Raw genomic sequence first — 24,096 nt, 5'->3', positions numbered from 1 at the left:
TTATAGATGTTGCGCCGTTAATATCTGCCTCCCGGGCGGCAAAGTCAATCGAGGACATAGGCAAAACACTCGAAATCCGCTGCGTTCGCGCAAGTGGCGCTAAACTGCCTCTGCCGACACTCATCTCGAATCAAGCCGACCATGGATAAAATAGATAAACAGATTCTGGCCATCCTGCAGGAAGACGCCAGCACGCCGGTGGCGGAGATCGCCGAGAAGGTCAACCTGTCGTCGACGCCGTGCTGGCGCCGCATACAGAAGCTGGAAGAGGATGGCGTGGTGCTGCGCCGGGTGGCGCTGCTGGACGCCAACAAGCTCAATGTCGGCGTGACGGTATTCGTGTCGATCAAGACCAACCAGCACAACGCCAACTGGTATGCGCAATTCAGCAACACCGTCAAACTGATTCCGGAAGTGGTCGAGTTTTACCGCATGAGCGGCAACATCGATTACCTGCTGCGGGTGGTGGTGCCGAATATCGCCGCCTACGACGCGGTGTACCAGAAGCTGACGCAGTCGAACGCCCTGTTCGACGTCAACGCCAGCTTCGCCATGGAACAGATCAAGCACACCACCGCGCTGCCACTTGACTATGCCGGACTGGACTGACTCTTTACAGCGCCTGCTCCATACGCTTGAACGCCAGGCCCATGTCGGCGATCAGGTCATCGATATTCTCCAGGCCGACGTGGATCCGCACCAGCGGGTTCGGGTAGGTCGTGGCCGAAGCCACTCGCGTCGGCGGCTTGTCCAGCGGTAAAGCCAGGCTTTCAAAACCGCCCCACGACAAGCCGATGCCGAACAGTTGCAGGCCGTCGAAGAATTTCGACAGCGCCGGACGGCCGACTTCTTTCAAGGCGATCGTGAACAGCCCGCTGGCGCCGAGGAAATCGCGCTGCCACAGCTTGTAGCCGGGATCGGACGGCAGGGCCGGATGCAATACCCGCTCCACCAGCGGCTGGGTCTGCAGGTATTCGGCCAACTGGATGCCGCTCTCCGAATGCTGGCGCAAGCGCACCGCCATGCTGCGCATGCCGCGCAAAGCCAGGTAGATATCGTCCGGACCCGCGGTCTGGCCAAAATCGTGGGCGCCGTGCTTGAGGATGCACCAGGCCCGCTCGTTGGCGCTGGCGACGCCCAGCAAGGCGTCGGAGTGGCCGACGATGTATTTGGTGGCGGCGTGAATAGAGACATCGACGCCATGTTCGAACGGTTTGAAAAACAGCGGCGTAGCCCAGGTATTGTCGAGCAGCACGTAGGCGCCGACCTTGTGCGCCTCTTCGGCGATGGCAGGAATGTCCTGCACTTCAAAAGTCCACGATCCGGGCGACTCGACAAACACCACGCTGGTGTTCGGCCGCAGCAAGGTACGGATTTCGCCGCCGATCAGCGGATCGAAATACTCCACCTCCACGCCCATGCGGCGCAAGACGCGGTCGGCAAAGGTGCGGGTCGGGCCATATACGCTGTCGGTAATCAGGACGTGGTCGCCGCTTTTGACGAACGCCATGATGCTGTGGGTGCAGGCCGACAGGCCGGACGGGAACACCAGGCAGTTGTGGCCGCCTTCCAGCGTCACGATCGCCTGTTCGAAGGAACGGGTGGTGGGCGTGCCGAAGCGGCCGTAGTTGGACATCGGATTGTCGATCTGGCGCGCGGCTTCCCAGTCTTCCAGGTTGTTGGCGATGATGGTCGAACCGCGGAACACCGGGGTATTCACCATGCCGGCAAAACGCGCCGGTTCGCGGCCGCAATGCACCAGTTGCGTGTCGACATGAGTTGTCGGCGAACCTGAGGAATGATCGGAAGTCATAAGAAGCGCTCCATGCTGGACTGTACGGCGAGATTACCTGCTGCCATTGTAGGATTGTCCGCATGGAAAATTATTGCAACAAAGATCCTTAAATCTGAATTTATTAGAATATTTTTCTAATAATTATATATTTTTAAGTATTTAAATACAAAATAGAAAGAAATCTCGCAGCCCGACATCGGCAAACATGCCAAATCCAATATATATGCAATCGATATTAATAGCCTACAAATCATATATTTGACATGGCCTTATGGGCAAGGCACTCTAGCGTCAGCCTTAAGCCATTCATTCTGGAGATGCAGATCATGCCGCAATACCGTTCCCGCACCACCACCCACGGCCGCAACATGGCCGGCGCCCGCGCCCTGTGGCGCGCCACAGGCATGAAAGACGGCGATTTCGACAAGCCGATCATTGCCGTGGTCAACTCGTTTACCCAGTTCGTGCCGGGCCACGTCCACCTCAAGGACCTGGGCCAGATGGTGGCGCGCGAAATCGAAGCGGCCGGCGGCGTCGCCAAGGAATTCAACACCATCGCGGTCGACGATGGCATCGCCATGGGCCATGGCGGCATGCTGTACTCGCTGCCGTCGCGCGAACTGATCGCCGATTCGGTGGAATACATGGTCAACGCCCACTGCGCCGACGCCATGGTGTGCATCTCCAACTGCGACAAGATCACGCCCGGCATGCTGATGGCCGCCATGCGCCTCAATATCCCGGTGGTGTTCGTTTCCGGCGGCCCGATGGAAGCCGGCAAGGTGGTTGAAAAACTGCCCGGCGTGGCCGTGATCGACCAGAAGATTTTCAAGATCGACCTGGTGGACGCCATGATCAAGGCGGGCGACGCCAGCGTCAGCGATGCCGACATCGCCGAAATCGAACGCTCGGCCTGCCCTACCTGCGGCTCCTGTTCCGGCATGTTCACCGCCAACTCGATGAACTGCCTGACCGAAGCGCTCGGCCTGGCGCTGCCCGGCAACGGCACCATCCTCGCCACCCACGCCGACCGCAAGGAACTGTTCCTGCGCGCCGGGCGCCTGATAGTGGAACTGGCCAAGCGCCATTACGAGCAGGACGATTATTCGGTCCTGCCGCGCAGCATCGCCACCAAGGCCTCGTTTGAAAACGCCATGACGCTGGACGTCGCCATGGGCGGTTCGACCAACACCGTGCTGCATCTGCTGGCGGCGGCGCAGGAAGCCGAAGTCGACTTCAAGATGGCCGACATCGACCGCATCTCGCGCCATGTGCCTTGCCTGTGCAAGGTGGCGCCGATGACCGACAAATACCATATCGAAGACGTGCACCGCGCCGGCGGCATCGTCAGCATCCTCGGTGAACTGGCGCGCGCCGGCTTGCTGGACACTAGCCGGCCGACGATACACGCCAAGACGCTGGCGGATTCCATCGCCAATAACGACATCACGCAAACCCAGGATCCGGCCGTTCATAAGATGTTCAGCGCAGCGCCTGGCGGCGTGCCGACCCAGGTTGCGTTCTCCCAGGAAAAGCGTTTCACCAGCCTCGACACCGACCGCGACAACGGCTGCATCCGCAACAAGGCGCACGCTTATTCGCAAGACGGCGGCCTGGCGGTCTTGTACGGCAACCTGGCGGAAAACGGCTGCATCGTCAAAACCGCCGGCGTCGATGAAAGCATCCTCAAGTTCAGCGGCCGCGCCCGCGTCTTCGAGAGCCAGGACGACGCAGTGGAAGCAATCCTGGGCGACACGGTGCATGCCGGCGACGTCGTCATCATCCGCTACGAAGGACCGAAAGGCGGTCCGGGGATGCAGGAAATGCTGTATCCGACCTCGTATATCAAATCCAAGGGCCTGGGCAAATCCTGCGCGCTGTTCACCGACGGCCGCTTCTCCGGCGGCTCGTCCGGCCTGGTGATCGGCCATGCCTCGCCGGAAGCGGCCGAAGGCGGCGCCATCGGCCTGGTGGAAGAAGGCGACATCATCGAAATCGATATCCCGGAACGCCGCATGCACCTGAAAATCAGCGACAGCGAGCTGGCGCAACGCCGTGCTGCAATGGAAGCCAAGGGCAAGGATGCCTGGAAACCGGTCAATCGCCAGCGTTATGTGTCGCAGGCGCTGTTAGCCTATGCCGCCATGGCGACTTCGGCCGACCGCGGCGCGGTGCGCGATATTAGCCAACTGAAGCGTTAGTTGGCTATTGTGTCCTAGCGTTTATTTGCCAGGAAAAATGTAACTCTCTGTAAAAGAGGCTGGTGCAAACCAGCCTCTTTTGTTTCCATGTCACCAATGGGCTTTAGCGGCTGCTTGCCGGCCGTGTTGATTGCTGCAATATGGTAAAGTTGCAGACCGCTTCCTCTGGCAGATTTTTATGGCAGTTCCTGCAACTCTTCTTATTAAAACTCCCTTGAATCACACTGCAGGATTGGCTTTCCCCGACTGATGACTTCGTTGAATAATTCCGGATTGCAAAAAACAGTCGCCGTTATCGGCGGCGGCCCGGCCGGCCTGATGGCGGCCGAGGTGCTGGCGGCTGGCGGAATGCAAGTCCATGTGTACGACGCCATGCCCTCGGTAGGCCGCAAATTCCTGCTGGCCGGCAAAGGCGGCATGAACCTGACCCATTCCGAGGCCTACGACGATTTCCTGTCGCGCTACGGTGCGCGCCGCCCGCAAATCGTGCCGCTGCTGGACCAGTTCAATCCGGACGCCTTGCGCGCATGGGTGCACGCGCTCGGCATAGACACCTTCATCGGTTCCTCCGGCCGCGTGTTCCCGACCGACATGAAAGCCGCGCCTTTGCTGCGCGCCTGGCTGCATCGCCTGCGGCAGGCCGGCGTCGGCTTCCACATGCGCCATCGCTGGCTGGGCTGGAACGAGGCCGGCGCGCTATCCTTCGAAACACCGCAAGGAGAGCTCGCAGTGGATGCCGATTCGGTCGTGCTGGCCTTGGGCGGCGGCAGCTGGGCGCGCCTGGGTTCCGATGCAAAATGGGTGCCGCTGCTGGCCCGGCGCGAGGTGCCCGTGGCGCCGCTGCTGCCTGCGAACTGCGGTTTCGAGGCGGCCTGGAGCGACTATTTCCGCGAACACTTTGCCGGCCATCATCTGAAATCGGTCGCCATCGCCATCAGCGAGAACGACCGGCCGGCGCTGCGCAAGCAAGGCGAATTCGTGATTACCGCCGATGGCGTCGAAGGCAGCCTGATCTATGCATTGTCGGCGGGCCTGCGCGACCGCATCGCCGCCAGCGGCAGCGCCCTGATACATCTCGACCTGTTGCCCGACTGGTCCTTGCAACGCGTGACGGACGAAGTGGCGCGGCCGCGCGGCGCGCGCTCCTGGTCCAGCCACCTGCAAAGCCGCCTGGGCCTAAAAGGGGTCAAGACCAGCCTACTGCGGGAACTGGTGCCGGCCGCCGATTTTGGCCAGCCGCTGCTGCTCGCGCAAGCCATCAAGGCGCTGCCGCTGACCCTGCTGGCCGCCCGCCCCATCGACGAAGCCATCAGCAGCGCCGGCGGCGTAAGGTTTGAAGGCATGGACCAGGGGCTCATGCTCAAGGCCTTGCCAGGCGTATTCTGCGCCGGCGAAATGCTGGACTGGGAAGCGCCCACCGGCGGCTACTTGCTCAGCGTCTGCCTGGCCTCCGGACGCGCCGCCGGCAATGGCGTTTTAAGCTGGTTACGGTAACATGACGACCTTTGGCGCCAGAGCAGCGGACGGCACGGTTTCCCGCGGGGCCGCCGTCAACGCTGTCGAACTTGCCATCACGTTGATGATACAGGGTTGAACCGATGAAGGAAGGGAGTGTTAATCCAGGCGAAACTCCGGGCGAAACGTCGCAGACAGACCAGCAGCAGGCCGGTCAATGGCGCATTTCGAAGATCATCGGCGTACTGGTTTCGGTCCTGGTCCACATTATCGGCATCTGGTTTTTACTGACCAAGCTGGCGGTCGAGATGCCGCTGGCCTCGCCCTCGCCCGGCAACATGGGATTGCTGCTCATCAGCGCCGCGACGGCGCCCAGCAGCGTACCGCCGCCGAAACGGCAGGCGCCTCCCGCCAAGCCGAAATCCGCACCAAAACCACGCAAGACCGAGTCGAAACAGGATCAGGTTCGCAAACCGGTGGTCGCCACCGCGCCCGAGCCGACCATACCGCCGCCGCCCGATGCGCCCAAGTACCAGCAATCGGTAGAAGAGGATTTTTCTTCGCACATCCAGGCCGCGCGCCAGCGGCGTGAAGCAGCCCAGGCCCAGGAACGCACCGAAGCCGGCGAGACCGCGGAAGAAGCGCCGCAGTCGCCGAACGACATCGCGCGCGCCAACATCCAGGCGCAGCGCGGCTGGATGGGCATGGACAAGGACAAGTCCGGCGGCATCTTCGAAGTGCGCGATAAAACCCCGTTCCGCGCCAGCCTGATTTTCCGCGGCTGGAACGCCAACGCCAGCCGCAGCGCGCAGCAGAATATCCCGGTTGAGCGCGGCAGCGAAGAAAGCATCGAGATGGCGATCGTCAACAAGATGATAGAGATGATCCGCAAGAAGACCAGCACCGACATCCCATGGCGCTCGCAGCGGCTGGGCCGCGTCATCACGCTCAGCGCCAGGTTGAAGGATACGGCCGAACTGCAGCAGTTCCTGATGCGCGAAATGTTTTTCCAGGACAGCGCTCCGCCGCGATAAAAGCAGGCGCGCCAATGCTTGTGCAACAGGCATCCCGAACCGCAAAGAAATGGCGGCTGAGCCTTGTTCGGCTTACAATATCGCCTATTCCCGAATATTAGCGATCAGGCGCGGTTCAGCGCCTGAGAAAGAACCCATTTAATGCAATCAAATTTCCAGCAACGGGCCGCCCGATGACGGCAGCGGCACAAAAAGTTTCACCCGGCATGCAGCAATACCTCGGCATCAAGGCCGACTATCCAGACACGCTCGTGTTTTACCGGATGGGGGATTTTTACGAACTGTTTTTCAACGATGCGGAAAAAGCGGCGCGCCTGCTGGGTATCACGCTGACCGCACGTGGCACCTACAACAACGCGCCGATCAAGATGTGCGGCGTGCCCTTCCATTCCGCCGACCAGTACCTGGCCAAGCTGATCAAGCTGGGCGAATCGGTGGCGCTGTGCGAACAGATCGGCGATCCGGCCACCAGCAAGGGGCCGGTCGACCGCAAAGTGCTGCGCGTGATCACGCCCGGCACACTGACCGACTCCAACCTGCTGCCGGAAAAATCGGACCAGCCCTTGCTGGCGCTGTACGTGACCCAGCAGCGCAAGGCGGTCAAGGTCGGCCTGGCCTGGCTGTCGATGGCTAGCGGCGCCTTGAAGATGATGGAATTCGCCTGCGAAGCGGCGACGCTGGATACCCTGCTGAAGCAGGAGCTGGAACGCATCGCCCCGGCCGAGATCCTGGCCGCCGACATGGTGGAAACCATGTGGAGCAGCGCCGTGGTCGACAAGGCCACTACTGTGCCGGAATGGCACTTCGATATCGCCAACGGCCAGAAAGCGCTGCTCGACCAGCTCGCCGTCAGCAGCCTGGGCGGCTTTGGCGCCGAGGGCTTGAGCGCCGCCATCGGCGCCGCCGGCGCCTTGCTGCGTTACGCGCAATCGACCCAGGGCAAGGGTTTGCAGCATGTGCGCACGCTCACGGTGGAAACCGAAAACGAATTCATCGGCCTCGACGCCGCCACCCGGCGCAACCTGGAACTGACCGAAACCATACGTGGCCAGGACGCCTCGTCCGGCGCCCCTACCCTGTTTTCGCTGCTGGATCACTGCCGCACCGCGATGGGATCGCGCCTGCTGCGCCACTGGCTGCACCACGCCAAGCGCGACCAGGCGGTAGCCCGCGGCCGCCACGCGGCGATCGGCGCCCTGATTGCCGCCGATGCCGGCAGCGCCATTTCCAGTACGCTCAGTGCTGTACCGGACATCGAACGGATCACCGCCCGCATCGCCCTGCTGTCGGCGCGGCCGCGCGACCTGGCCGGCTTGCGCGACGGCCTGCTACAGCTGGACTCCCTGCGCGCCGACATCGCCATGTGCGGCAGTGAAAATCAAGCGCCGCTGCTGCAGGAACTGCAAAGCGCGCTGGAAACCCCGGTCGACTGCCTGCAGCTGTTGCAGACCTCAATCGCGGCCGAACCGTCGACCATGGTGCGCGACGGCGGCGTCATCGCCCCCGGCTTCGACGCCGAACTGGATGAACTGCGTGGACTGTCGGAAAACGCCGGCCAGTTCCTGGTCGACCTGGAAACGCGTGAACGGGCGCGCACCGGCATCGCCAACCTGCGCGTCGAATACAACAAGGTGCACGGCTTCTACATCGAAGTCACGCACGGCCAGACCACCAAGGTGCCGGACGATTACCGCCGGCGCCAGACCCTGAAAAATGCCGAGCGCTACATCACGCCGGAACTGAAAGCGTTTGAAGACAAGGCCCTGTCGGCGCAGGAACGCGCGCTGATCCGCGAGAAAGCGCTGTACGACCAGATATTGCAAGACCTGGCGCCGCATATCGGCACCTTGCAAAACATCGCCCACGCGCTGGCCCAGCTCGACACTCTGGTGGCGCTGGCCGACCACGCTGCGCGCCACGACTGGTGCGTGCCGCGGCTGGTGAACGAACCGGCGATCCAGATCGTGCAAGGGCGCCATCCGGTAGTGGAAAAACAGATTGAACGCTTCATCGCCAACGACTGCCAGCTGTCGCCCGAACGCAAGCTGCTGCTGATCACCGGCCCCAACATGGGCGGTAAATCGACCTTCATGCGCCAGGTAGCGCTGATCACCCTGCTGGCTTACGTCGGCAGCTACGTGCCCGCCGACAGCGCCGTGCTGGGTCCGATCGACCGCATCTTCACCCGTATCGGCGCCGCCGACGACCTGGCCGGCGGCCGCTCCACCTTCATGGTCGAAATGACCGAATCGGCCGCCATCCTCAACGGCGCCAGCGAAAACTCGCTGGTGCTGATGGATGAAGTGGGCCGCGGCACCTCGACCTTCGACGGCCTGGCGCTGGCGTGGGCGATCGCGCGCCACCTGATCGACGCCACCCGCAGCTTCACCTTGTTCGCCACCCACTATTTCGAACTGACCCAGCTGCCGGACCTGCATCCGTCGGCCGCCAACGTGCATTTGTCGGCGGTCGAGCACAAGGACAGCATCGTCTTCCTGCATGCCGTGCAGGCCGGGCCTGCGTCCCAGAGCTATGGCCTGCAGGTGGCGCAGCTGGCCGGCGTGCCGGCGCCGGTGATCCGCGCCGCCCGCAAGCACCTGGCCTTGCTGGAGTCGCAATCGGTGCAGCCGACGCCGCAATTCGACCTGTTTGCGCAGGCCGCCAGCATGGACGCCGATGAAACCGGCGGCAGCGAGGCCGTGGACAGCGAATTGCTGATCGCCCTGGACAGCATCGATCCCGACACCCTGACCCCGCGCGAAGCGCTGGAACAGCTATATCGGCTGAAGCATCTCAGCAGCGGGCAGAAAAACTGATGAGCGCCTTCGCCCGCCAGCGCCGCACACTGCCGGTCCAGCTAGCGCTGCTGCTGGCGTTGGCGGCAAATTGCGGCACGGTGCTGGCGGAAACCTCCGGCTTCAGTTTCGGCGTGATCGCCCATGTATTTCGCAGCAACGCCGATGAAACCGCGCTGCGCGGCGCCATCAGCGAAACCGACGCCGACAACCTGGCGTTTGTGGTGGCGAACGGCATCAAGGCCAGCAGCGAGCCGTGCACCGACAAGTTGTACGGCCAGCGCAAGGCCTTGCTGAGCAGCGCAAAAAACGGCCTGATCGTTTCCCTGTCGGCCAGCGACTGGGTAACCTGCAGGACTACGGCCGACCGCTCCGCCGCGATAGAACGCCTGAGCCGGATCCGCGAGCTGTTCTTTTCCGATGAATTTTCTTTTGGCGACAGCAAGATCCCGCTGATCCGGCAATCGACCTCGCCAAAATTCCGCAGTTATGTGGAGAATGCGCGCTGGGAGATCGGCAACGTGGTGTTCGCCACCATCAACCTGCCCGCCGCCAATAACCACTACCTGGCGGAAGGCGGCCGCAACAGCGAATTCGAAGACCGGCAGATCGCCAACCGCGAATGGCTGCAACGCGTGTTCCTGAATGCGTCGCAAAAGAAATCGGATGCGGTGGTTCTGTTTTGCGACGGCGATCCGCTGGCCACCCAGCGCCATCGCGTGTTCGACTTCAACGTCAAGCGCGATGGCTTTACCGAAATCCGCCAGCGCATCAATTCACACGCCGCGCATTTCGAGGGCAAGGTGCTGGTGATCCATGGACCGCACGGGACCGCCTCCACCAATCCTGCGAATATCATCTGGCAGCGCAACCTGGGCGACCTGGAAGTCCCCGCCGGCTGGCTGAAAGTCACAGTGGACCCGGCCAGCGCGAAACTGTTCGAACTCGGAAAACCTGCCGATCAGCCCACGCTGTCGCGCCGCTAGCCGCACCCGTAGGGTGGGCACATCGTGCCCACGCGTGACCGTGATAGCCGGAGAGCGGACTCAAGCAGCGCCGAAACAGGCATGTAGGTGGGGTGAGTTCACGCGTGGGCACAAAGGCGTGCCCACCCTACGCGCTTAGTGGATAGGATGGCTGCGGAAATGATCGTCAGCGCCATCGTCGTCATGATCGTCATGGTCGTGGCCATGGGCGCCATGCACGTGCTGATGGGCGACTTCTTCTTCCGAGGCGGCGCGGACTTCCGTCACGCTCAGGTCGAAACGCAGGGCAATCCCGGCCAGCGGATGATTACCGTCCAGCACAACCTTGTCATCGGCGATATCGGTCACCGTGAAAATCAATGCCTGTTCTTCTTCATCCTCGTTGTCCGGCGTGCCCTCGAACTGCATGCCGACTTCCAGCGGCGTCGGCAGGCGGTTGCGCGGCTCTATCTTGACCAGGTTCGAATCGTATTCGCCGAACGCGTCGTCCGGCTCAACCTGCAGTTCGGTCTGATAGCCGACTTCCTTGCCATCCAGTGCTTCTTCGATTTTCGGCAGCGTGTTTTCGTAACCGCCGTGCAAATACACCATCGGTTCGCTGCTTTCTTCGATCAGATTGCCTTGGGCATCTGACAATTTGTAGCGTACAGTCACTACCGTATTTTTGGCAATCTTCATGATCATTCCTTTCATTAACATGCGTTCGGATTATACCCGCCGGAACGGCCCCGTCTTGCCGAGATAGCAAAAAATTACGCACTAAGCCCATCCAGACCGCTTGCGCCGCCTTGAATGCGTGCCGAATCCAGATTGCAGCTCTCAATTTTACGGCATGCAACCCGATATAATGGCGGCATGAAAAATTCCACATTACTGGGCGGCCTGTCGCCCGCGCAATTCTTACGCGATTACTGGCACAAAAAACCCCTGCTGATCCGCCAGGCCCTGCCCGGCTTCATTCCCCTGCTGTCGCCCGACGCCTTGTTTGAGCTGGCCCGGCGCGACGACGTCGAATCGCGCCTGGTGACCCATTTCAAACAGCAATGGCAAGTCAGCAACGGCCCAGCCTCGGAACTGCCGAGCACGGCGCAGAAAGACTGGACCCTGCTGGTGCAAGGCGTCAACCTGCACGACGACGGCGCCGACGCCCTGCTGCGCCAGTTCCGCTTCATCCCCGATGCCCGGCTGGACGATCTGATGATCAGCTACGCCACCGACAACGGCGGCGTCGGTCCGCACTTTGACTCCTACGATGTGTTTTTGTTGCAGGCCCACGGCCAGCGGCGCTGGAAAATCGGCGCTACCCAGGACCTGACCCTGGTCGAAGGCAGCGCGCTGAAGATACTCAAGAACTTCAAACCGGAGCAGGAATTCATCCTGGAGCCGGGCGACATGCTCTACCTGCCGCCGCAATACGCCCACGACGGCACCGCGATCGGCGAATGCATGACGTATTCGATCGGCTTCCGCGCGCCGCCGTTCCAGGAACTGGGCGAAGCCTTCCTGCAGTTCATGGCCGATTCGATCGACCTGCCGGGGCGTTACGCCGACCCGGACCTGCAAGCCAGCAAGCATCCGGCTGAAATCGACGCTGGCATGCTGGCGCAAATCTCCGACGAACTCAACAAGGTGCGCTTCACGGAAGACGATATCGCGATTTTCGTCGGCGAGTATCTGTCCGAACCCAAGGCCAGCGTGTTTTTCGAATCGCCGCCGCGGCCGCTGACCCTGGCGCGTTTTACGGTTGCATTGAACAAGCGCGGCGTAGCGCTGTCGCGCAAGACCCAGATGCTGTATCGCGGCAAGCATGTCTTCATCAACGGCGAATCGTTCGCTGCCGGCCGCGCCGACAAGGCCTCATTGACATTGCTGGCGGACCAGCGCCGGCTCGACAGCGAAGCCGCCGCCAAGGTTTCCACCGATGTGCTGGAAGCGCTCTACACCTGGTACGAAGACGGCTGGATTACGCTCGGCTGAGTGCGGGAATGCGCGTAGGGTGGGCAGGCTCTTTTGCCCACGCGTGAACTCATACCGTGTCCATGCGATTCCGGTGCCGCGCTGACACGTACCCCAGTTATTATGGTCACGCGTGGGCATGGCTGGCCCTGCAGAGTTAAAACTCCGATATAGAATAAATATAACTTTGTTTTAATGCCATTAATAATAAAACAAATAGCGAAGTTAATATTTAATCCGGTTTGTATAAATATTATTTGTAATTCACATTATTTAACAAATAACTCACCGAAAGTGGATATTCATGTGCATTTGCCGCGACTAGTCGCGCAACGACGGCAAATGCGCGTGCAACGACAAACCGGGCATGTCTAGCTGCCGCCTGTCACCGCCAAGACAGCAGCGTTTACCCGGACATGCGGAAGCGCTGTTGCATTGATACAAATTCTTACCAAATAGCAAACCGTTAATGTCATATTTAACAAATTCCAGCTATAATTCTGAGCTGGAAAGTTTTTGTTGCATCGCGATGCGCAGTCCCGGCAAAGCACTGCGAAAACATCCTGTAGAGCGATAATTACCGGTAATTATTCATCGCAAAATTTTTGATTACTACTGAAGGAACATTCATGAAAAAAACACTGTTGATCGCATCCCTGTTGGCTCTGACTCTGGCTGCTTGCGGCAAAAAAGACGAAGCTCCTGCTGCTGACGCTGCTCCTGCAGCATCCGTTGCTGCTCCTGCTGCTGACGCTGCTGCATCCGCTGCATCCGACGCTGCTGCTGCTGCAACTGCCGCTGGTTCGGCTGCTGCTGACGCTGCAACTGCTGCTGGTTCCGCTGCTGCTGCCGCTGGTTCCGCTGCTGCTGATGCTGCTCACACAGCTGTTGACGCTGCTGCTGACGCTGCTAAAGCTGCTGCCGCACCTGCTGCCTCCAAGTAATCATTGGTTGCTTAAAAAAAGCCGACCCCTGGGTCGGCTTTTTTCTTGCCCGTCACATCGGGTAAATATCTCCCGCGCTCCTTCCGGCATTACATCTCCACCCAGCCAAAGCCTTCTTCCTGGCACGCTATCGTCACCTCCACCGATTCGCTGCAGCGGGCGCCGCACAGCGCCGCATACGCCAGCTCGGGCAGGTTGTTGCGGGCGCTCAGGTGCGCGCCAACCACCATGCGCAAACGCGACTGATCCAGCGCCGCCAGGATTTCGCGCGCAGCCTCGTTCGACAGATGGCCGTATTCGCCGCCTATGCGGCGCTTGAGCGACGGCGGATACGCCGAATCCTTCAGCATCTGGCGATCGTGATTGCATTCCAGCACCAGCGCATCGCTGCCGCCCAGGGCTTGCACCAGGTGCTCGGTCAGCTTGCCGGCATCGGTCAGCACGCCTAGCCGGCGATCGCCGTCGGTGGCGACGTACTGCACCGGCTCGCGCGCATCATGCGGGACCGTGTAGGGAATCAATTGCAGATCGCCGATGGCAAAGGCATCGCCGTCGCGGCAAAAACTGACCGCGACATCGGCCGCGCTGTCCTGGCGCAAGGCTTGGTAAGTACCGTAGGTGAGCCACACAGGCAAGCGATGGCGGCGGGCGAATTTGAAAACGCCGCCGATATGGTCCTGGTGTTCGTGGGTGACGATGATTGCGGAGAGCGCGGCGCCATCCAGGCCCAGGCGGGCCAGCCGGCGTTCGGTTTCCCGGATGCCGAAGCCGCAGTCAAGCATCACGTTGGTGGCGGTGCTGCCTGACGTTGCTGAAATCAGCAATGCGTTGCCTTCGCTGCCGCTACCCAGACTTGCGAATTTCAAGGGTAGCTCTGGTGACAGGAAGACGGCCGCATTGCTTTTTTACGACTGCTTAACAGCTGAACTTCAGCTTACTTCAGCTGTTCGTTCAAGAGGGCCAGGATCTTGTCGGAAGTTTTCGACAGTTCAGGCTTGCCTTCTTTGTTCAGCACTGCGACCTGGCTGCCGGTGTCGGAGCCTTTGACCAGAATGCGATAGCTGGCTGCATTCTTCGCCTTGTCGCTATCCGAGCTGCTGAACATCCTGGCGAAGAAACCCTTGTCCGATTTCTTGTCCTTGGCGTCGGCGTCCTGGTCGACGTAGCGCACGAAGTACAGGCCTTGCGTACGGTCGCGGTCTTCCACGGTGAAGCCGACGCGGTCCAGCGCCAGGCCGACACGGCGCCATGCGCGGTCGAAACCTTCATCGACCTGCACGTAATCGCCGGCAGCGTTCTTGACCAGCTTGGAGCGCGCTTGCAGCGACGGCGCATTGGCAACCGCGGCCTTGGCTTTCACTTCGTCGTTGCCGAGGCGGCCCATCAGGCGCGACAGGAATTCTGCTTCCAGCTGCGGATCCGGAGCGCGTGCAGTCCAGATGCTCGATTCCTTCTGTGCGCCGGACAGCACTTCTTCCGCGCCGCGGTGGCTGATGTAGATTTCGGTGGTGCCGTTAGGTCCGCGCTCCAGGCGGGTGCGGAACTTGTCGCGTTCGCCGGTCGAATACAGGGAGTCGAATACTTTACCCAGCGTATTGCGCACGAAATCCTGCGGGATCTTGGCGCGGTTTTCCGCCCAGTCGGTTTCCATCACGCCGGTTTCCGGATTTTCGACATTGATCAGGAAACCCGAGTCTTGCCAGAAATCCTTGACCTTAGGCCACAGGCTGTCAGGAGTGGCTTTGACTACCAGCCAGCGCTGCGAACCGTCGCGCTCGATATGCATGTCCGGCGCGGCGTTCGGTGCCACGGCAGCGGCAGCTTCGGCCGGGCGCGTCACGCCCTGCTCCAGGTTGTAGCCGGAAGCGGTGGCGGTGCCTGCGTTCGATTCAGGAATCGCATAACGATTCTCGCGCTGCAGCTGGGTCAGGTCAGGCGGGATATCCAGTTTCGGCGCCGTCACCTTGCCTGCGCTTTTGTAATCGATGCGATCCGGCTCAAGCACCGACCCGATCGACGAACATCCTGCCAGACCGGCGAGCGCCAAAGCGATGACAACGCCACGTTGTGTGAGACTGATTTGAGTCGATGAAATGTTCTTGCGAATAGTCATGTGGATACAGGATCAAAAAAACGAGAGAAATGGAAACGCCTGTCAGCGCAGTTTATTGTAATACACCCGATTCACGCAGCGCCGCCCGTACCGTTGCATGGTACTCGGCGGCCAGCGGCACCAATGGCAGACGGATTCCGTCGGACATCATGCCCATCTCTGTGAGAGCCCATTTCACAGGCAAAGGATTCGGCTCAACAAATAATTTATTATGCAGCGGCAAAAGTTTGTTGTTCAGTTTGACAGCTTCGGCGACATTGCCGTTCATTGCAGCAACGCACAGCAGGTGCATGTCGCGCGGAGCGACGTTGGCGGTCACCGAAATATTGCCCTTGCCGCCGCAGAACATCAGCGCCATGGCGGTCGCATCGTCGCCGGAATACACGGCGAATTCAGGCGGCGCCAGGCGGATCAGGTCGGAACCGCGGCCGATATTGCCGGTCGCGTCCTTGACGCCGATGATTCCCGGCACCTGCGCCAGGCGCAGGATGGTCTCGTTGCTCATGTCGGCCACGGTGCGGCCCGGCACGTTGTACAGGATGATAGGCAAGTCGACCGATTCGGCGATCTTCTTGAAATGCTGGTACATGCCTTCTTGCGTCGGCCGGTTGTAGTAAGGCACCACCTGCAGCGAAGCGTCGGCGCCGGCTTCCTTGGCGAAACGGGTCAGCTGGATCGCTTCCGCGGTGGAGTTGCCGCCGCTGCCGGCGATGATGGGAATCCGTTTGGCGGCATGGTCGACCGCCAGCTTGATCAGGGCACAGTGCTCTTCCACCGTGACTGTCGGCGATTCGCCGGAAGTGCCGACGATAACGATGGCGTCGGTCCCTTCCGCGATATGCCAGTCGATCAGCTTGCGCAAACCTGGCAAGTCGAGGCTGCCGTCGGTATGCATGGGAGTAACGATTGCAACAATGCTGCCCTTGATCATGATCGTGAATGCGAAAAAATAAAAGACTGATTGTAGCGGATCATAGTGGCTGTGGGTATTTCCGCTTGTAAAACAGGTTACAAATACAGTTGCCGAATAGTAACCCACCCGTAGGCTGCGCCGGACTCCTCATCCGATCCGCAGGGTTGTCGCCAGGCCGCCGGCTTGCTTGACGGCGCAGATGCGCTGCACCATGGCCGGTTTCGGCTGTTCCACGAAACCGTCCTCGAAAGCCAGCACATGCCAGTTGCCGGCGCGGTCGGCCGCCAGCAAGGCCAGCAATTCGCCGGGCTGCAGCAGGAAATCGGGACTGGAAGGCTTGCCAAATTGTTCATTGCCGGCAGCAAACGTTTCATATAGCAGGATGCCCTGCGGCGCCATGCTCGACAATATCAGGGGAAACAGGGGCCGGTGCAGGTAGTTGGTCGCCACCACGGCGCTGAAGCGCTGCGGCTGGAACAAGGCCGAGAGCGGCTCCGGGGGACCGTTTTCGAGGTCGACCTGCTGCGTGGCCACACCGGGCGCCCCTATCTCCGCCAGCAGCTCGGGATTGCGGTCGACCGCCAGCACCTCCAGCCCGCGCTGCGCCAGCCATGCGGCATGGCGGCCGTTGCCGCACGCCAGGTCCAGCACAAGGCCGGCCGGTATCAGGCCGCCAAAGCGGCTGATCCACGGAGAAACCGGATTTATCGACACGCTAGCCCGTTTCTTGTCAATTTATCGATTGAATTGATCCGATTTGAAGGCCGCTCAACTGTAGCTCAGCCCCATCGCTTCGCGCACGTCGCGCATCGTATCCTGCGCCAGCTTGCGCGCATGATCGCAGCCATCCGCCACAATCGCCCGCACCAGCGACGGATCGTCCAGGTATTGCTGGGCGCGCTCGTGCATGGGTTCCTGTTCCTTGACGATGGCGTCGATCACCGGCTGCTTGCATTCGAGGCAGCCAATGCCTGCGCTGCGGCAGCCTTTGCTGACCCACTGCCGGGTGGCATCGTCGGAGTACACCACATGGAACTGCCACACCGGGCATTTGTCCGGATCGCCGGGATCGGTGCGGCGCACCCGCGCCGGATCGGTCGGCATGGTGCGCACCTTCTTGCTGAGCACATCCTTGTCCTCGCGCAGGGCGATGGCATTGCCATAACTCTTGGACATCTTCTGCCCGTCCAGCCCCGGCAAACGCGAGGCTTCGGTCAGCAACGCCTGCGGCTCCGACAGGATCAGCTTGCGGCTGCCTTCCAGGAAACCGAACAGGCGCTCGCGGTCGATCATCGACAGGTTCTGGGCGTCGTCCAGCATGGCCTTGGCCTGCCCCAGCGCATCTTCGCTGCCCTGCTGCTGGAATTCGGTGCGCAGTTCGTTATAGAGCTTGGCGCGTTTGCTGCCGAGCTTCTTGACGGCTTCCTGCGCCTTTTCTTCAAAACCCTTTTCCTTGCCGTACAGGTGGTTAAAACGGCGCGCGATTTCGCGCATCATTTCGATATGCGGCACCTGGTCGTCGCCCACCGGCACCTGGCTGGCGCGGTAGATCAGGACGTCGGCGGCCTGCAGCAGCGGGTAACCGAGGAAACCGTAGGTCGCCAGGTCGCGGTCGGCCAGCTTTTCCTGCTGGTCCTTGTAGGTCGGCACCCGCTCAAGCCAGCCGAGCGGCGTCGCCATCGACAACAGCAGGTGCAGTTCGGCATGCTCCGGCACCTTGGACTGGATGAACAGGGTCGCCTGCGAGGGATCGACCCCAGCCGCCAGCCAGTCGATCAGCATGTCCCAGGTACTGGTTTCGATCAGGCTGGGATCGTCGTAGTGCGTGGTCAGCGCATGCCAGTCGGCGACAAAAAACAGGCAAGGCAATTCGGATTGCAGCCTTACCCAATTTTTCAGGGCGCCGTGGTAGTGGCCAAGGTGCAAGGCGCCGGTGGGGCGCATGCCGGAAACAACACGGTCAGGATACATAGTCAGTATGAGCGGTCAGAAAAGGGGGGACAATTCAGTTTAACAAGAATAACAGCGGCGACACTATCCATTGCAGGACAGTACGGGCAATCGCCATGACCGGCGTCATCCAGAAATATAATACTTTCAGCAGCACCAGGCCCATCACGATGAAAAAACCGTAAGGCTCGATCTGGGCAAATTTATAAGCGTATTTGTTGGGCAGCAAACTGGTCAAGATGCGGCCGCCATCCAGCGGCGGGATCGGAAACAAGTTGAAGGCGAACATCACCAGGTTGGTCAGGATGCCCGCGCGCGCCATCAAGGCGAAGAAATCTTCCTGCACCTGGAACGCCGCCAGGGCGATCAGCACCAGCAGCCAGATCAGCGCCATCACGAAATTCGCCGCCGGCCCCGCCAGCGCCACCCAGGCCATGTCGCGCTTGGGCTTGCGCAACTGGCCGAAATTGATCGGCACCGGCTTGGCGTAGCCGAACAGGAAGGCGCCGCCGGTGGAAAAATACAGCAGTATCGGAATCAGGATAGTACCGAAAGGATCGATGTGCTTGATCGGGTTGAGGCTCATGCGGCCTAGCATGGCGGCGGTCGAATCGCCGAAATACTTGGCGGCGTAGGCATGTGCGGCTTCGTGCAGCGTAATGGCGAACAGCACGGGCAAGGCATAGACGGCGACGGTTTGGATAAGATCATTCATGGGCGGGATTCTATCAGAGGGGCGTTAAAGCCCGAGGCAGCATCTGGCAAAAGAACTGTATCGGACTGTATCGCAGGCAGAAAATTACAAAAAGACAAGCACGGCAAAGCGCCGGTGTATCGCCTCACAGGCTCACAAGCCAAACAGGCCGGCGTCGCCGCGCCCCTGGCGAATCAGCTCCGGCTCATCGCTGGTGAGGTCGATCACCGTGGTCGGCTCCAGGCTGCAGGCGCCGCCGTCGATCACCAGTTCGATCTGCTTTTCCAGCTGGCTGCGCACTTCGTCCGGATCGGTCAGGGCCTGCTCCTCGCCCGGCAGGATCAAGGTGGTGCCGATCAGCGGCTGCCCCAGCTCTTCCAGCACGGCGTTGACGATACTGTGCTGCGGCACGCGCAGGCCGATGGTCTTGCGCGCCGGATGGCTCAGGCGGCGCGGCACTTCCTTGGTCGCTTCCAGGATGAAGGTGTAAGCGCCCGGTGTTGCACTTTTCAGCAGGCGGAACTGGCGATTGTCGACCTTGGCGTACAGTGAAATCTCGCTCAGGTCGCGGCACAGCATCGTCAGATGATGCTTGTCGTCGACGCCGCGGATACGCCGTACGCGCTCTACCGCATCCTTGTTGTCGAGCTGGCAGACCAGCGCATAACAGCAGTCGGTCGGCAAGGCGACAATGCCGCCGGACTGGATGATCTGCACCGCCTGCTTGATCAGGCGCAGCTGCGGATTATCCGGATGGATCTGGAAAAACTGGCTCATGGCTCAATCTTCTGAAAAATGAAAAACGGCGCCAGCCCGAAGACTGGCGCCGCCTTGCATGCAAATTAAAATTACAAGGCTGTTGCCTGCGGATCGCGCAATGCAGCTATACGTTGTTCTATCGGCGGATGGCTGGAAAACAGCGCCATGAAACCCGGCTTGTCGTTGATGCCCAGCGCCGCCATCGATTCCGGCAATGTCGCCGGTTCGACTCCGCCCAGCCTTGCCAGCGCCCTCTGCATCGGCAAGGCGCTGCCCAACAGTTTGGCGGAGCCGGCGTCGGCGCGGAATTCGCGGTGGCGCGAGAACCAGGCGACGATCAGCGATGCGCCTATGCCCAGCACGATCTGCGACACCAGCACGGTGGCCATATAGCCGATGCCGGGACCGTCGTTATTGCCGCGCGACAAAGCGCGATCGACAGCATAACCGATGACGCGCGACAGGAACACCACAAAAGTATTCACCACGCCCTGGATCAGGGTCATGGTCACCATGTCGCCGTTGGCGATGTGGGCGATCTCGTGGCCCAGCACCGCTTCCACTTCTTCCTTGGTCATGCTTTCCAGCAGGCCGGTGGACACCGCGACCAGCGCCGAGTTCTTGAACGCGCCGGTGGCAAACGCATTCGGATCGCCCTGATACACTGCCACCTCAGGCATGCCGATGCCGGCGCGCTGCGCCAGTTTGGTCACCGTATCCACCAGCCACAGCTCGGTCGAATTGGAAGGCGTGGTGATGATGCGGGCGCCGGTCGACCATTTCGCCATCTGCTTGCTGATCAGCAGCGAGAAAATCGAGCCGGTGAAACCGACCACCAGCGAAAACACCATCAGCATCGGCAGGTTCAAGCCGCTGCGCGTGAGGAAACGGTCCACGCCCAGCAGCGACAGCACGATGCTCATCACAACCATCACCGCGATATTGGTAGCAAGGAACAGGAAAATACGTTTCATGTAGAAAACTCCGGAATGGGAAGGAAGTGCATTTAAAATAAGGTCGCCGCCGCAAATTTCAAGGGCGCAGGTTCTGGCTGTTAAGCAATTATGCCAGACAGTCCGCCTCGTAAAACATCACATTTGCATAATTTTTTCACAACAAAAACAAGCTATCTGCGCCATATCTCCACAAACATCCATGCATGCAACCACTGAGTCAGCCACGGCACCATCTTTCATCCAGCAAATCTGCCAGCCATTCCTGCGCGACCGGCTGATGCATCTGCTGCTGGTCATCGCGATAATCCTCTCGATTGCCTCGCCGCAGCCGCTGGCGGAATACCGCAACTGGGTCGACTGGAACACCATCGCCACGCTGGCCGGCATGCTGCTGCTGACCAAGGGCATCGAAGTCAGCGGCTACCTGGAACACCTGGGACGCACCATCATCAACCGGCTGCAGCAGGAACGCCTGCTGGCCATCTTCCTGGTGTCGGCGTCGGCCTTGCTGTCCACCGTGCTGACCAACGACATCGCGCTGTTCATCATGGTGCCGCTGACGGTCGGCCTGGGCGGCATCAGCGGCTTGCCGATCGGCCGCCTGGTGATCTTCGAAGCGCTGGCGGTGAACGCCGGCTCCATGCTGACGCCGATCGGCAACCCGCAAAACATCCTGCTCTGGCAGCGCTCGCACCTGTCCTTCGCCAGCTTCACCTGGCAGATGGCGCCGCTGGCGCTAGCGATTTTTTTACTATTACTGCTGGCGACCTGGTTCTGCTTCCCCAGACAAACCATACACGCCGAACTGGAAGACAATCCGGCTTCCTACCGGGCCGGGCTGTTGCGGACCTGCGGGCTGCTCTACCTGGCGTTCGTGGCTTCGGTAGAACTGGGCCATCCAGGCTGGGGCCTGCTTGGCGTGGCAGCTGCGGCGCTGCTGTTTTGCCGGGAGATCATCGCCAAGGTCGACTGGAGCCTGATCCTGGTCTTCATCCTGATGTTCATCGACATCCGCCTGCTGACGCAGCTGCATGTCATCCAGGACTGGGTAGCGGCGATTCCGCATTTTTCCCAACTTGAATTGTTCATGACCGCCCTGCTCGGCTCCCAGATCATCAGCAATGTTCCGGCGACCATCCTGCTGGTCAATTATTCCGAGGCCTACAAGGTGATTGCATACGGCGTCAACGCCGGCGGCTTCGGCCTGGCGATCGGTTCGCTGGCCAACATCATCGCGCTGCGCATGGCGCCGGAGCGCCATCTCTGGCTACGCTTCCACCTGTACTCCTTCCCCTTCCTTGGGATATCGGCCTTGATTGCCTGGCTGCTGCTGGCTTAGTTGTCGACTTAAATTCTGTTATCTTTGGCGGACAAAAAAATCAGGGGACACCATGCACTGCGCATCACAACGGTTTGCCGCTCCATGACGCGCCGCCTGGCGTCGGTTGATGCGCTGCGCGGCTGCACTGTGGCCGCCATGCTGCTGGTTAACGATCCCGGCGACTGGAGCCATGTCTACGCACCGCTGGAGCATTCGGCCTGGCACGGCTGCACGCCGACCGACCTGGTGTTTCCGTTTTTCCTGTTCGTGGTCGGCGTCTCGACCGCGCTGGGCATCGAACCGCGGCTGGCGCAAGGCGCCAATCCATCGACGCTGGCGCGCGCCGCCCTTATCCGGGCGCTGCGCATCGTGGCGCTGGGCTTGCTGATCAATCTGCTGGCCTGGTTCATCATGCCCGGCGTCCACCTGCGCCTGCCGGGTGTGCTGCAGCGCATAGGCCTGTGCTTTGCCGCTACCGCCCTGTGTTCGATCTACACCAGGCCACGCACGCAATGGGGGCTGATCGTCGCAATCCTGCTCGGCTACTGGGGCCTGCTCACACTGGGCGGCTCGCTGGAGCCGTGGCTCAACCTGGCCAGCCGCAGCGACAGCGCCCTGTTCGGCCATTTCGTTTACCAGATCGACGCCGTCAGCGGCCGCGGCCATGATCCGGAAGGCTTGCTCGGCACCTTGCCGTCGCTGGCGACCAGTTTGCTCGGCCTGTGCGCCGGCCGCTGGCTGCGCGAGAACCGTTTGAAGCCGCTGCTGTTTGCCGCCGTCGCGGCGCTGGTTCTGGGGACGCTATGGTCGCTGGCGCTGCCCCTCAACAAGAATCTGTGGACTTCATCGTTTGTGCTGTGGTGCGCAGGCTGGGCCACGTTGGCGCTGCTGCTGTTCCACTGGCTGGTGGATCAGCGCAACTGGCCGGCGCTGGGACGGCGCTTCGGTCTCAATGCCGTGGCGGCGTATGCGGGTTCGGAACTGATGCAGATCGTGTTGCCCGGCCTGGGCCAGGAAACCCTGTACCGACGCTTGTTCGCCGGCTGGATCACGCCGCTGGCCGGTCCTTATATTGCGTCGCTGGCGTTCGCCGTGGCCTTTGTCGCCGTCTGGTGGCTGATCGTGTATGTGATGGACCGGCAGCGCTTGTATATCAAGCTGTAACTCAAGCTGCAATTCAAACTTCAGCGAAAGAACGAAAGCCGGGTCAGGAAAGTGTAGTCGGCTTCGGTCGCCATCAGGCCCACCAGCACCAGCAGGCACAGCGGCGGGATCAGGATGGCGAACACCAGCGCCAGCCGTTCCCAGGCCATGTGCATGAAGAAGGCGACGATCAGGCCCGCCTTCATCAGCATCAGGACCAGGATCAGGGTCCAGCGCAGGTAGCTGTGGAAATTGAAATAGTCGACCAGATAGGAAAGCGTGCTGAGCACGAACAGCAGGCCCCATATTTTCAGGTACAGGCTGATCGGATGTTGTTGTCCTGTGGCGGAAGTCATGAGCGCACCTACCAGAGATAGAACAAGGCAAAAATGAAAACCCAGACCAGGTCGACGAAGTGCCAGTACAGCCCGGCGATTTCGACGATCTGGTAATTCCCGCCGGTCTTGCCAACTGCGTCATAACTGCCGCGCAGCAAGCGCACCGCCACCGTAATCAGGTAGATCACGCCGGCGGTAACGTGCAAGCCGTGGAAACCGGTGATCATGAAAAAAGTCGAACCGAATTGCGCCGCCCCCATCGGATTGCCCCATGGCCGCACGCCTTCCTGCAAAATCAGCTTGCTCCATTCGAACACCTGCATGCTGACGAAGCACACGCCAAAGCCTGCCGTGACAAACATCAGGATGGCGGCGCGCACGCGTTCGCGGCGGTAGGCGAAATTGACCGCCATCGCCATGGTGCCGCTGCTGCTGATCAGGACAAAAGTCATGATCGCGATCAGCAGCAAGGGTACTTCGACACCGCCTACCTTGAGGCCGAACACGAGGCTCGGATTCGGCCACGGAACGGTGGTGGCCATGCGCACCGTCATGTAGCCGGTCAGGAAACAGCTGAAGATGAAGGTGTCGGACAGCAGGAAAATCCACATCATGGCCTTGCCCCACGATACCTGGAACGCCTGCTGGTCCGACGACCAGTCCGCCACCAGCTGCCGCCAGCGTCCGGTGGCCGGTGCGGTTGCAGGAGATGCTGCAGCGCTCGTGTTCATCGTGTTCATATG

General features: G+C 60.8%; 22 protein-coding genes. 10 read left to right on the top strand and 12 right to left on the bottom strand.

Going from position 1 to position 24,096, the window contains the following annotated elements; translation table 11 throughout:
• Window positions 1–141: 141 nt before the first annotated feature.
• Complete coding sequence (locus CFU_RS08735; protein WP_041741579.1) at window positions 142–609, top strand: Lrp/AsnC family transcriptional regulator; 468 nt, start codon at window positions 142–144, stop codon at window positions 607–609.
• Window positions 610–613: 4 nt separating this feature from the next.
• On the opposite strand, the gene metC is transcribed toward CFU_RS08735, so the two are convergent.
• Window positions 614–1,813 (bottom strand): cystathionine beta-lyase, encoded by a 1,200-nt coding sequence (metC, locus tag CFU_RS08730; protein ID WP_014005674.1) that lies wholly within the window; start codon window positions 1,811–1,813, stop codon window positions 614–616.
• 308 nt (window positions 1,814–2,121) lie between these two features.
• Between metC and ilvD the strand changes: the two genes are divergently transcribed.
• The 5 genes from ilvD (at window position 2,122) to CFU_RS08705 (ending at window position 10,266) form a co-directional block, all read left to right on the top strand.
• Window positions 2,122–3,996, top strand: a complete 1,875-nt coding sequence (gene ilvD, locus CFU_RS08725; RefSeq protein ID WP_041743170.1) for a dihydroxy-acid dehydratase — start codon at window positions 2,122–2,124, stop codon at window positions 3,994–3,996.
• A gap of 249 nt (window positions 3,997–4,245) precedes the next feature.
• Window positions 4,246–5,490, top strand: a complete 1,245-nt coding sequence (locus tag CFU_RS08720) for a TIGR03862 family flavoprotein (protein ID WP_014005672.1) — start codon at window positions 4,246–4,248, stop codon at window positions 5,488–5,490.
• 104 nt (window positions 5,491–5,594) lie between these two features.
• Window positions 5,595–6,485 carry a cell envelope integrity protein TolA gene (locus CFU_RS23255; protein ID WP_014005671.1) on the top strand — a complete coding sequence of 297 codons (891 nt, stop codon included), beginning with the start codon at window positions 5,595–5,597 and terminating at the stop codon, window positions 6,483–6,485.
• Between the two features lie 173 nt (window positions 6,486–6,658).
• The gene (gene mutS / locus CFU_RS08710) at window positions 6,659–9,301 is read left to right on the top strand and encodes a DNA mismatch repair protein MutS (RefSeq protein WP_014005670.1); all 2,643 of its coding nucleotides are present in this window, start codon (window positions 6,659–6,661) and stop codon (window positions 9,299–9,301) included.
• Window positions 9,301–10,266, top strand: a complete 966-nt coding sequence (locus CFU_RS08705; protein WP_014005669.1) for a hypothetical protein — start codon at window positions 9,301–9,303, stop codon at window positions 10,264–10,266. Before mutS ends, CFU_RS08705 begins: the two co-directional genes overlap by 1 nt.
• Before the next feature lie 135 nt (window positions 10,267–10,401).
• Here CFU_RS08705 and CFU_RS08700 read toward each other — a convergent pair whose 3' ends face one another.
• The gene (locus CFU_RS08700) at window positions 10,402–10,944 is read right to left on the bottom strand and encodes an FKBP-type peptidyl-prolyl cis-trans isomerase (RefSeq protein WP_041743166.1); all 543 of its coding nucleotides are present in this window, start codon (window positions 10,942–10,944) and stop codon (window positions 10,402–10,404) included.
• 177 nt (window positions 10,945–11,121) lie between these two features.
• On the opposite strand from CFU_RS08700, the gene CFU_RS08695 reads away from it, so the two are divergent.
• Both CFU_RS08695 and CFU_RS24850 read left to right on the top strand, forming a co-directional pair.
• Window positions 11,122–12,243, top strand: a complete 1,122-nt coding sequence (locus CFU_RS08695) for a cupin domain-containing protein (protein ID WP_050808519.1) — start codon at window positions 11,122–11,124, stop codon at window positions 12,241–12,243.
• Between the two features lie 608 nt (window positions 12,244–12,851).
• The gene (locus CFU_RS24850; RefSeq protein ID WP_041741578.1) at window positions 12,852–13,166 is read left to right on the top strand and encodes a hypothetical protein; all 315 of its coding nucleotides are present in this window, start codon (window positions 12,852–12,854) and stop codon (window positions 13,164–13,166) included.
• A gap of 89 nt (window positions 13,167–13,255) precedes the next feature.
• Here CFU_RS24850 and CFU_RS08685 read toward each other — a convergent pair whose 3' ends face one another.
• From CFU_RS08685 to htpX, 8 genes are all read right to left on the bottom strand, one after another.
• Window positions 13,256–14,032, bottom strand: a complete 777-nt coding sequence (locus CFU_RS08685; protein WP_014005666.1) for an MBL fold metallo-hydrolase — start codon at window positions 14,030–14,032, stop codon at window positions 13,256–13,258.
• A gap of 68 nt (window positions 14,033–14,100) precedes the next feature.
• Window positions 14,101–15,279 (bottom strand): outer membrane protein assembly factor BamC, encoded by a 1,179-nt coding sequence (gene bamC / locus CFU_RS08680; RefSeq protein ID WP_014005665.1) that lies wholly within the window; start codon window positions 15,277–15,279, stop codon window positions 14,101–14,103.
• A 52-nt stretch (window positions 15,280–15,331) separates the two neighbouring features.
• Window positions 15,332–16,210 carry a 4-hydroxy-tetrahydrodipicolinate synthase gene (dapA, locus tag CFU_RS08675; protein WP_014005664.1) on the bottom strand — a complete coding sequence of 293 codons (879 nt, stop codon included), beginning with the start codon at window positions 16,208–16,210 and terminating at the stop codon, window positions 15,332–15,334.
• A 129-nt stretch (window positions 16,211–16,339) separates the two neighbouring features.
• Entirely contained in the window at window positions 16,340–16,906 is a 567-nt protein-coding gene (locus CFU_RS08670) for a class I SAM-dependent methyltransferase (protein ID WP_014005663.1), read from the bottom strand.
• A 54-nt stretch (window positions 16,907–16,960) separates the two neighbouring features.
• The gene (locus tag CFU_RS08665) at window positions 16,961–18,163 is read right to left on the bottom strand and encodes a tryptophan--tRNA ligase (RefSeq protein ID WP_014005662.1); all 1,203 of its coding nucleotides are present in this window, start codon (window positions 18,161–18,163) and stop codon (window positions 16,961–16,963) included.
• Between the two features lie 34 nt (window positions 18,164–18,197).
• Window positions 18,198–18,857, bottom strand: a complete 660-nt coding sequence (locus CFU_RS08660; protein ID WP_014005661.1) for a site-2 protease family protein — start codon at window positions 18,855–18,857, stop codon at window positions 18,198–18,200.
• 132 nt (window positions 18,858–18,989) lie between these two features.
• Window positions 18,990–19,613, bottom strand: a complete 624-nt coding sequence (locus CFU_RS08655) for an L-threonylcarbamoyladenylate synthase (RefSeq protein WP_014005660.1) — start codon at window positions 19,611–19,613, stop codon at window positions 18,990–18,992.
• Window positions 19,614–19,684: 71 nt separating this feature from the next.
• The gene (gene htpX, locus CFU_RS08650; RefSeq protein WP_014005659.1) at window positions 19,685–20,569 is read right to left on the bottom strand and encodes a protease HtpX; all 885 of its coding nucleotides are present in this window, start codon (window positions 20,567–20,569) and stop codon (window positions 19,685–19,687) included.
• A gap of 181 nt (window positions 20,570–20,750) precedes the next feature.
• Between htpX and CFU_RS08645 the strand changes: the two genes are divergently transcribed.
• Both CFU_RS08645 and CFU_RS08640 read left to right on the top strand, forming a co-directional pair.
• A complete protein-coding gene (locus CFU_RS08645; RefSeq protein WP_014005658.1) occupies window positions 20,751–21,890 on the top strand; it encodes an SLC13 family permease in 1,140 nt (379 codons plus the stop codon).
• 84 nt (window positions 21,891–21,974) lie between these two features.
• The gene (locus tag CFU_RS08640) at window positions 21,975–23,036 is read left to right on the top strand and encodes an acyltransferase family protein (RefSeq protein ID WP_041741576.1); all 1,062 of its coding nucleotides are present in this window, start codon (window positions 21,975–21,977) and stop codon (window positions 23,034–23,036) included.
• A 20-nt stretch (window positions 23,037–23,056) separates the two neighbouring features.
• Here CFU_RS08640 and CFU_RS08635 read toward each other — a convergent pair whose 3' ends face one another.
• Together CFU_RS08635 and CFU_RS08630 are read right to left on the bottom strand one after the other, a co-directional pair.
• The gene (locus CFU_RS08635) at window positions 23,057–23,371 is read right to left on the bottom strand and encodes a cytochrome C oxidase subunit IV family protein (RefSeq protein WP_014005656.1); all 315 of its coding nucleotides are present in this window, start codon (window positions 23,369–23,371) and stop codon (window positions 23,057–23,059) included.
• An 8-nt stretch (window positions 23,372–23,379) separates the two neighbouring features.
• Window positions 23,380–24,093, bottom strand: a complete 714-nt coding sequence (locus CFU_RS08630) for a heme-copper oxidase subunit III family protein (protein ID WP_014005655.1) — start codon at window positions 24,091–24,093, stop codon at window positions 23,380–23,382.
• Window positions 24,094–24,096: the final 3 nt, after the last annotated feature.

Source organism: Collimonas fungivorans Ter331 (assembly GCF_000221045.1).
GTDB lineage: Bacteria > Pseudomonadota > Gammaproteobacteria > Burkholderiales > Burkholderiaceae_D > Collimonas > Collimonas fungivorans_A.
This window is presented reverse-complemented; position numbering and strand designations above follow the sequence as displayed.

Coding starts and splice junctions, on each gene's coding strand:
- CFU_RS08630 (WP_014005655.1), bottom strand. CDS start 24,093: ATGAACACGATGAACACGAGCGCTGCAGCATCTCCTGCAACCGCACCG.
- CFU_RS08640 (WP_041741576.1), top strand. CDS start 21,975: ATGACGCGCCGCCTGGCGTCGGTTGATGCGCTGCGCGGCTGCACTGTG.
- CFU_RS08655 (WP_014005660.1), bottom strand. CDS start 19,613: ATGAGCCAGTTTTTCCAGATCCATCCGGATAATCCGCAGCTGCGCCTG.
- CFU_RS08705 (WP_014005669.1), top strand. CDS start 9,301: ATGAGCGCCTTCGCCCGCCAGCGCCGCACACTGCCGGTCCAGCTAGCG.
- metC (WP_014005674.1), bottom strand. CDS start 1,813: ATGACTTCCGATCATTCCTCAGGTTCGCCGACAACTCATGTCGACACG.
- CFU_RS08660 (WP_014005661.1), bottom strand. CDS start 18,857: ATGAATGATCTTATCCAAACCGTCGCCGTCTATGCCTTGCCCGTGCTG.
- CFU_RS08700 (WP_041743166.1), bottom strand. CDS start 10,944: ATGAAGATTGCCAAAAATACGGTAGTGACTGTACGCTACAAATTGTCA.
- ilvD (WP_041743170.1), top strand. CDS start 2,122: ATGCCGCAATACCGTTCCCGCACCACCACCCACGGCCGCAACATGGCC.
- CFU_RS24850 (WP_041741578.1), top strand. CDS start 12,852: ATGAAAAAAACACTGTTGATCGCATCCCTGTTGGCTCTGACTCTGGCT.
- bamC (WP_014005665.1), bottom strand. CDS start 15,279: ATGACTATTCGCAAGAACATTTCATCGACTCAAATCAGTCTCACACAA.
- mutS (WP_014005670.1), top strand. CDS start 6,659: ATGACGGCAGCGGCACAAAAAGTTTCACCCGGCATGCAGCAATACCTC.
- CFU_RS08645 (WP_014005658.1), top strand. CDS start 20,751: ATGCATGCAACCACTGAGTCAGCCACGGCACCATCTTTCATCCAGCAA.
- CFU_RS08695 (WP_050808519.1), top strand. CDS start 11,122: ATGAAAAATTCCACATTACTGGGCGGCCTGTCGCCCGCGCAATTCTTA.
- CFU_RS08635 (WP_014005656.1), bottom strand. CDS start 23,371: ATGACTTCCGCCACAGGACAACAACATCCGATCAGCCTGTACCTGAAA.
- CFU_RS08720 (WP_014005672.1), top strand. CDS start 4,246: ATGACTTCGTTGAATAATTCCGGATTGCAAAAAACAGTCGCCGTTATC.
- CFU_RS23255 (WP_014005671.1), top strand. CDS start 5,595: ATGAAGGAAGGGAGTGTTAATCCAGGCGAAACTCCGGGCGAAACGTCG.
- htpX (WP_014005659.1), bottom strand. CDS start 20,569: ATGAAACGTATTTTCCTGTTCCTTGCTACCAATATCGCGGTGATGGTT.
- CFU_RS08665 (WP_014005662.1), bottom strand. CDS start 18,163: ATGTATCCTGACCGTGTTGTTTCCGGCATGCGCCCCACCGGCGCCTTG.
- CFU_RS08735 (WP_041741579.1), top strand. CDS start 142: ATGGATAAAATAGATAAACAGATTCTGGCCATCCTGCAGGAAGACGCC.
- dapA (WP_014005664.1), bottom strand. CDS start 16,210: ATGATCAAGGGCAGCATTGTTGCAATCGTTACTCCCATGCATACCGAC.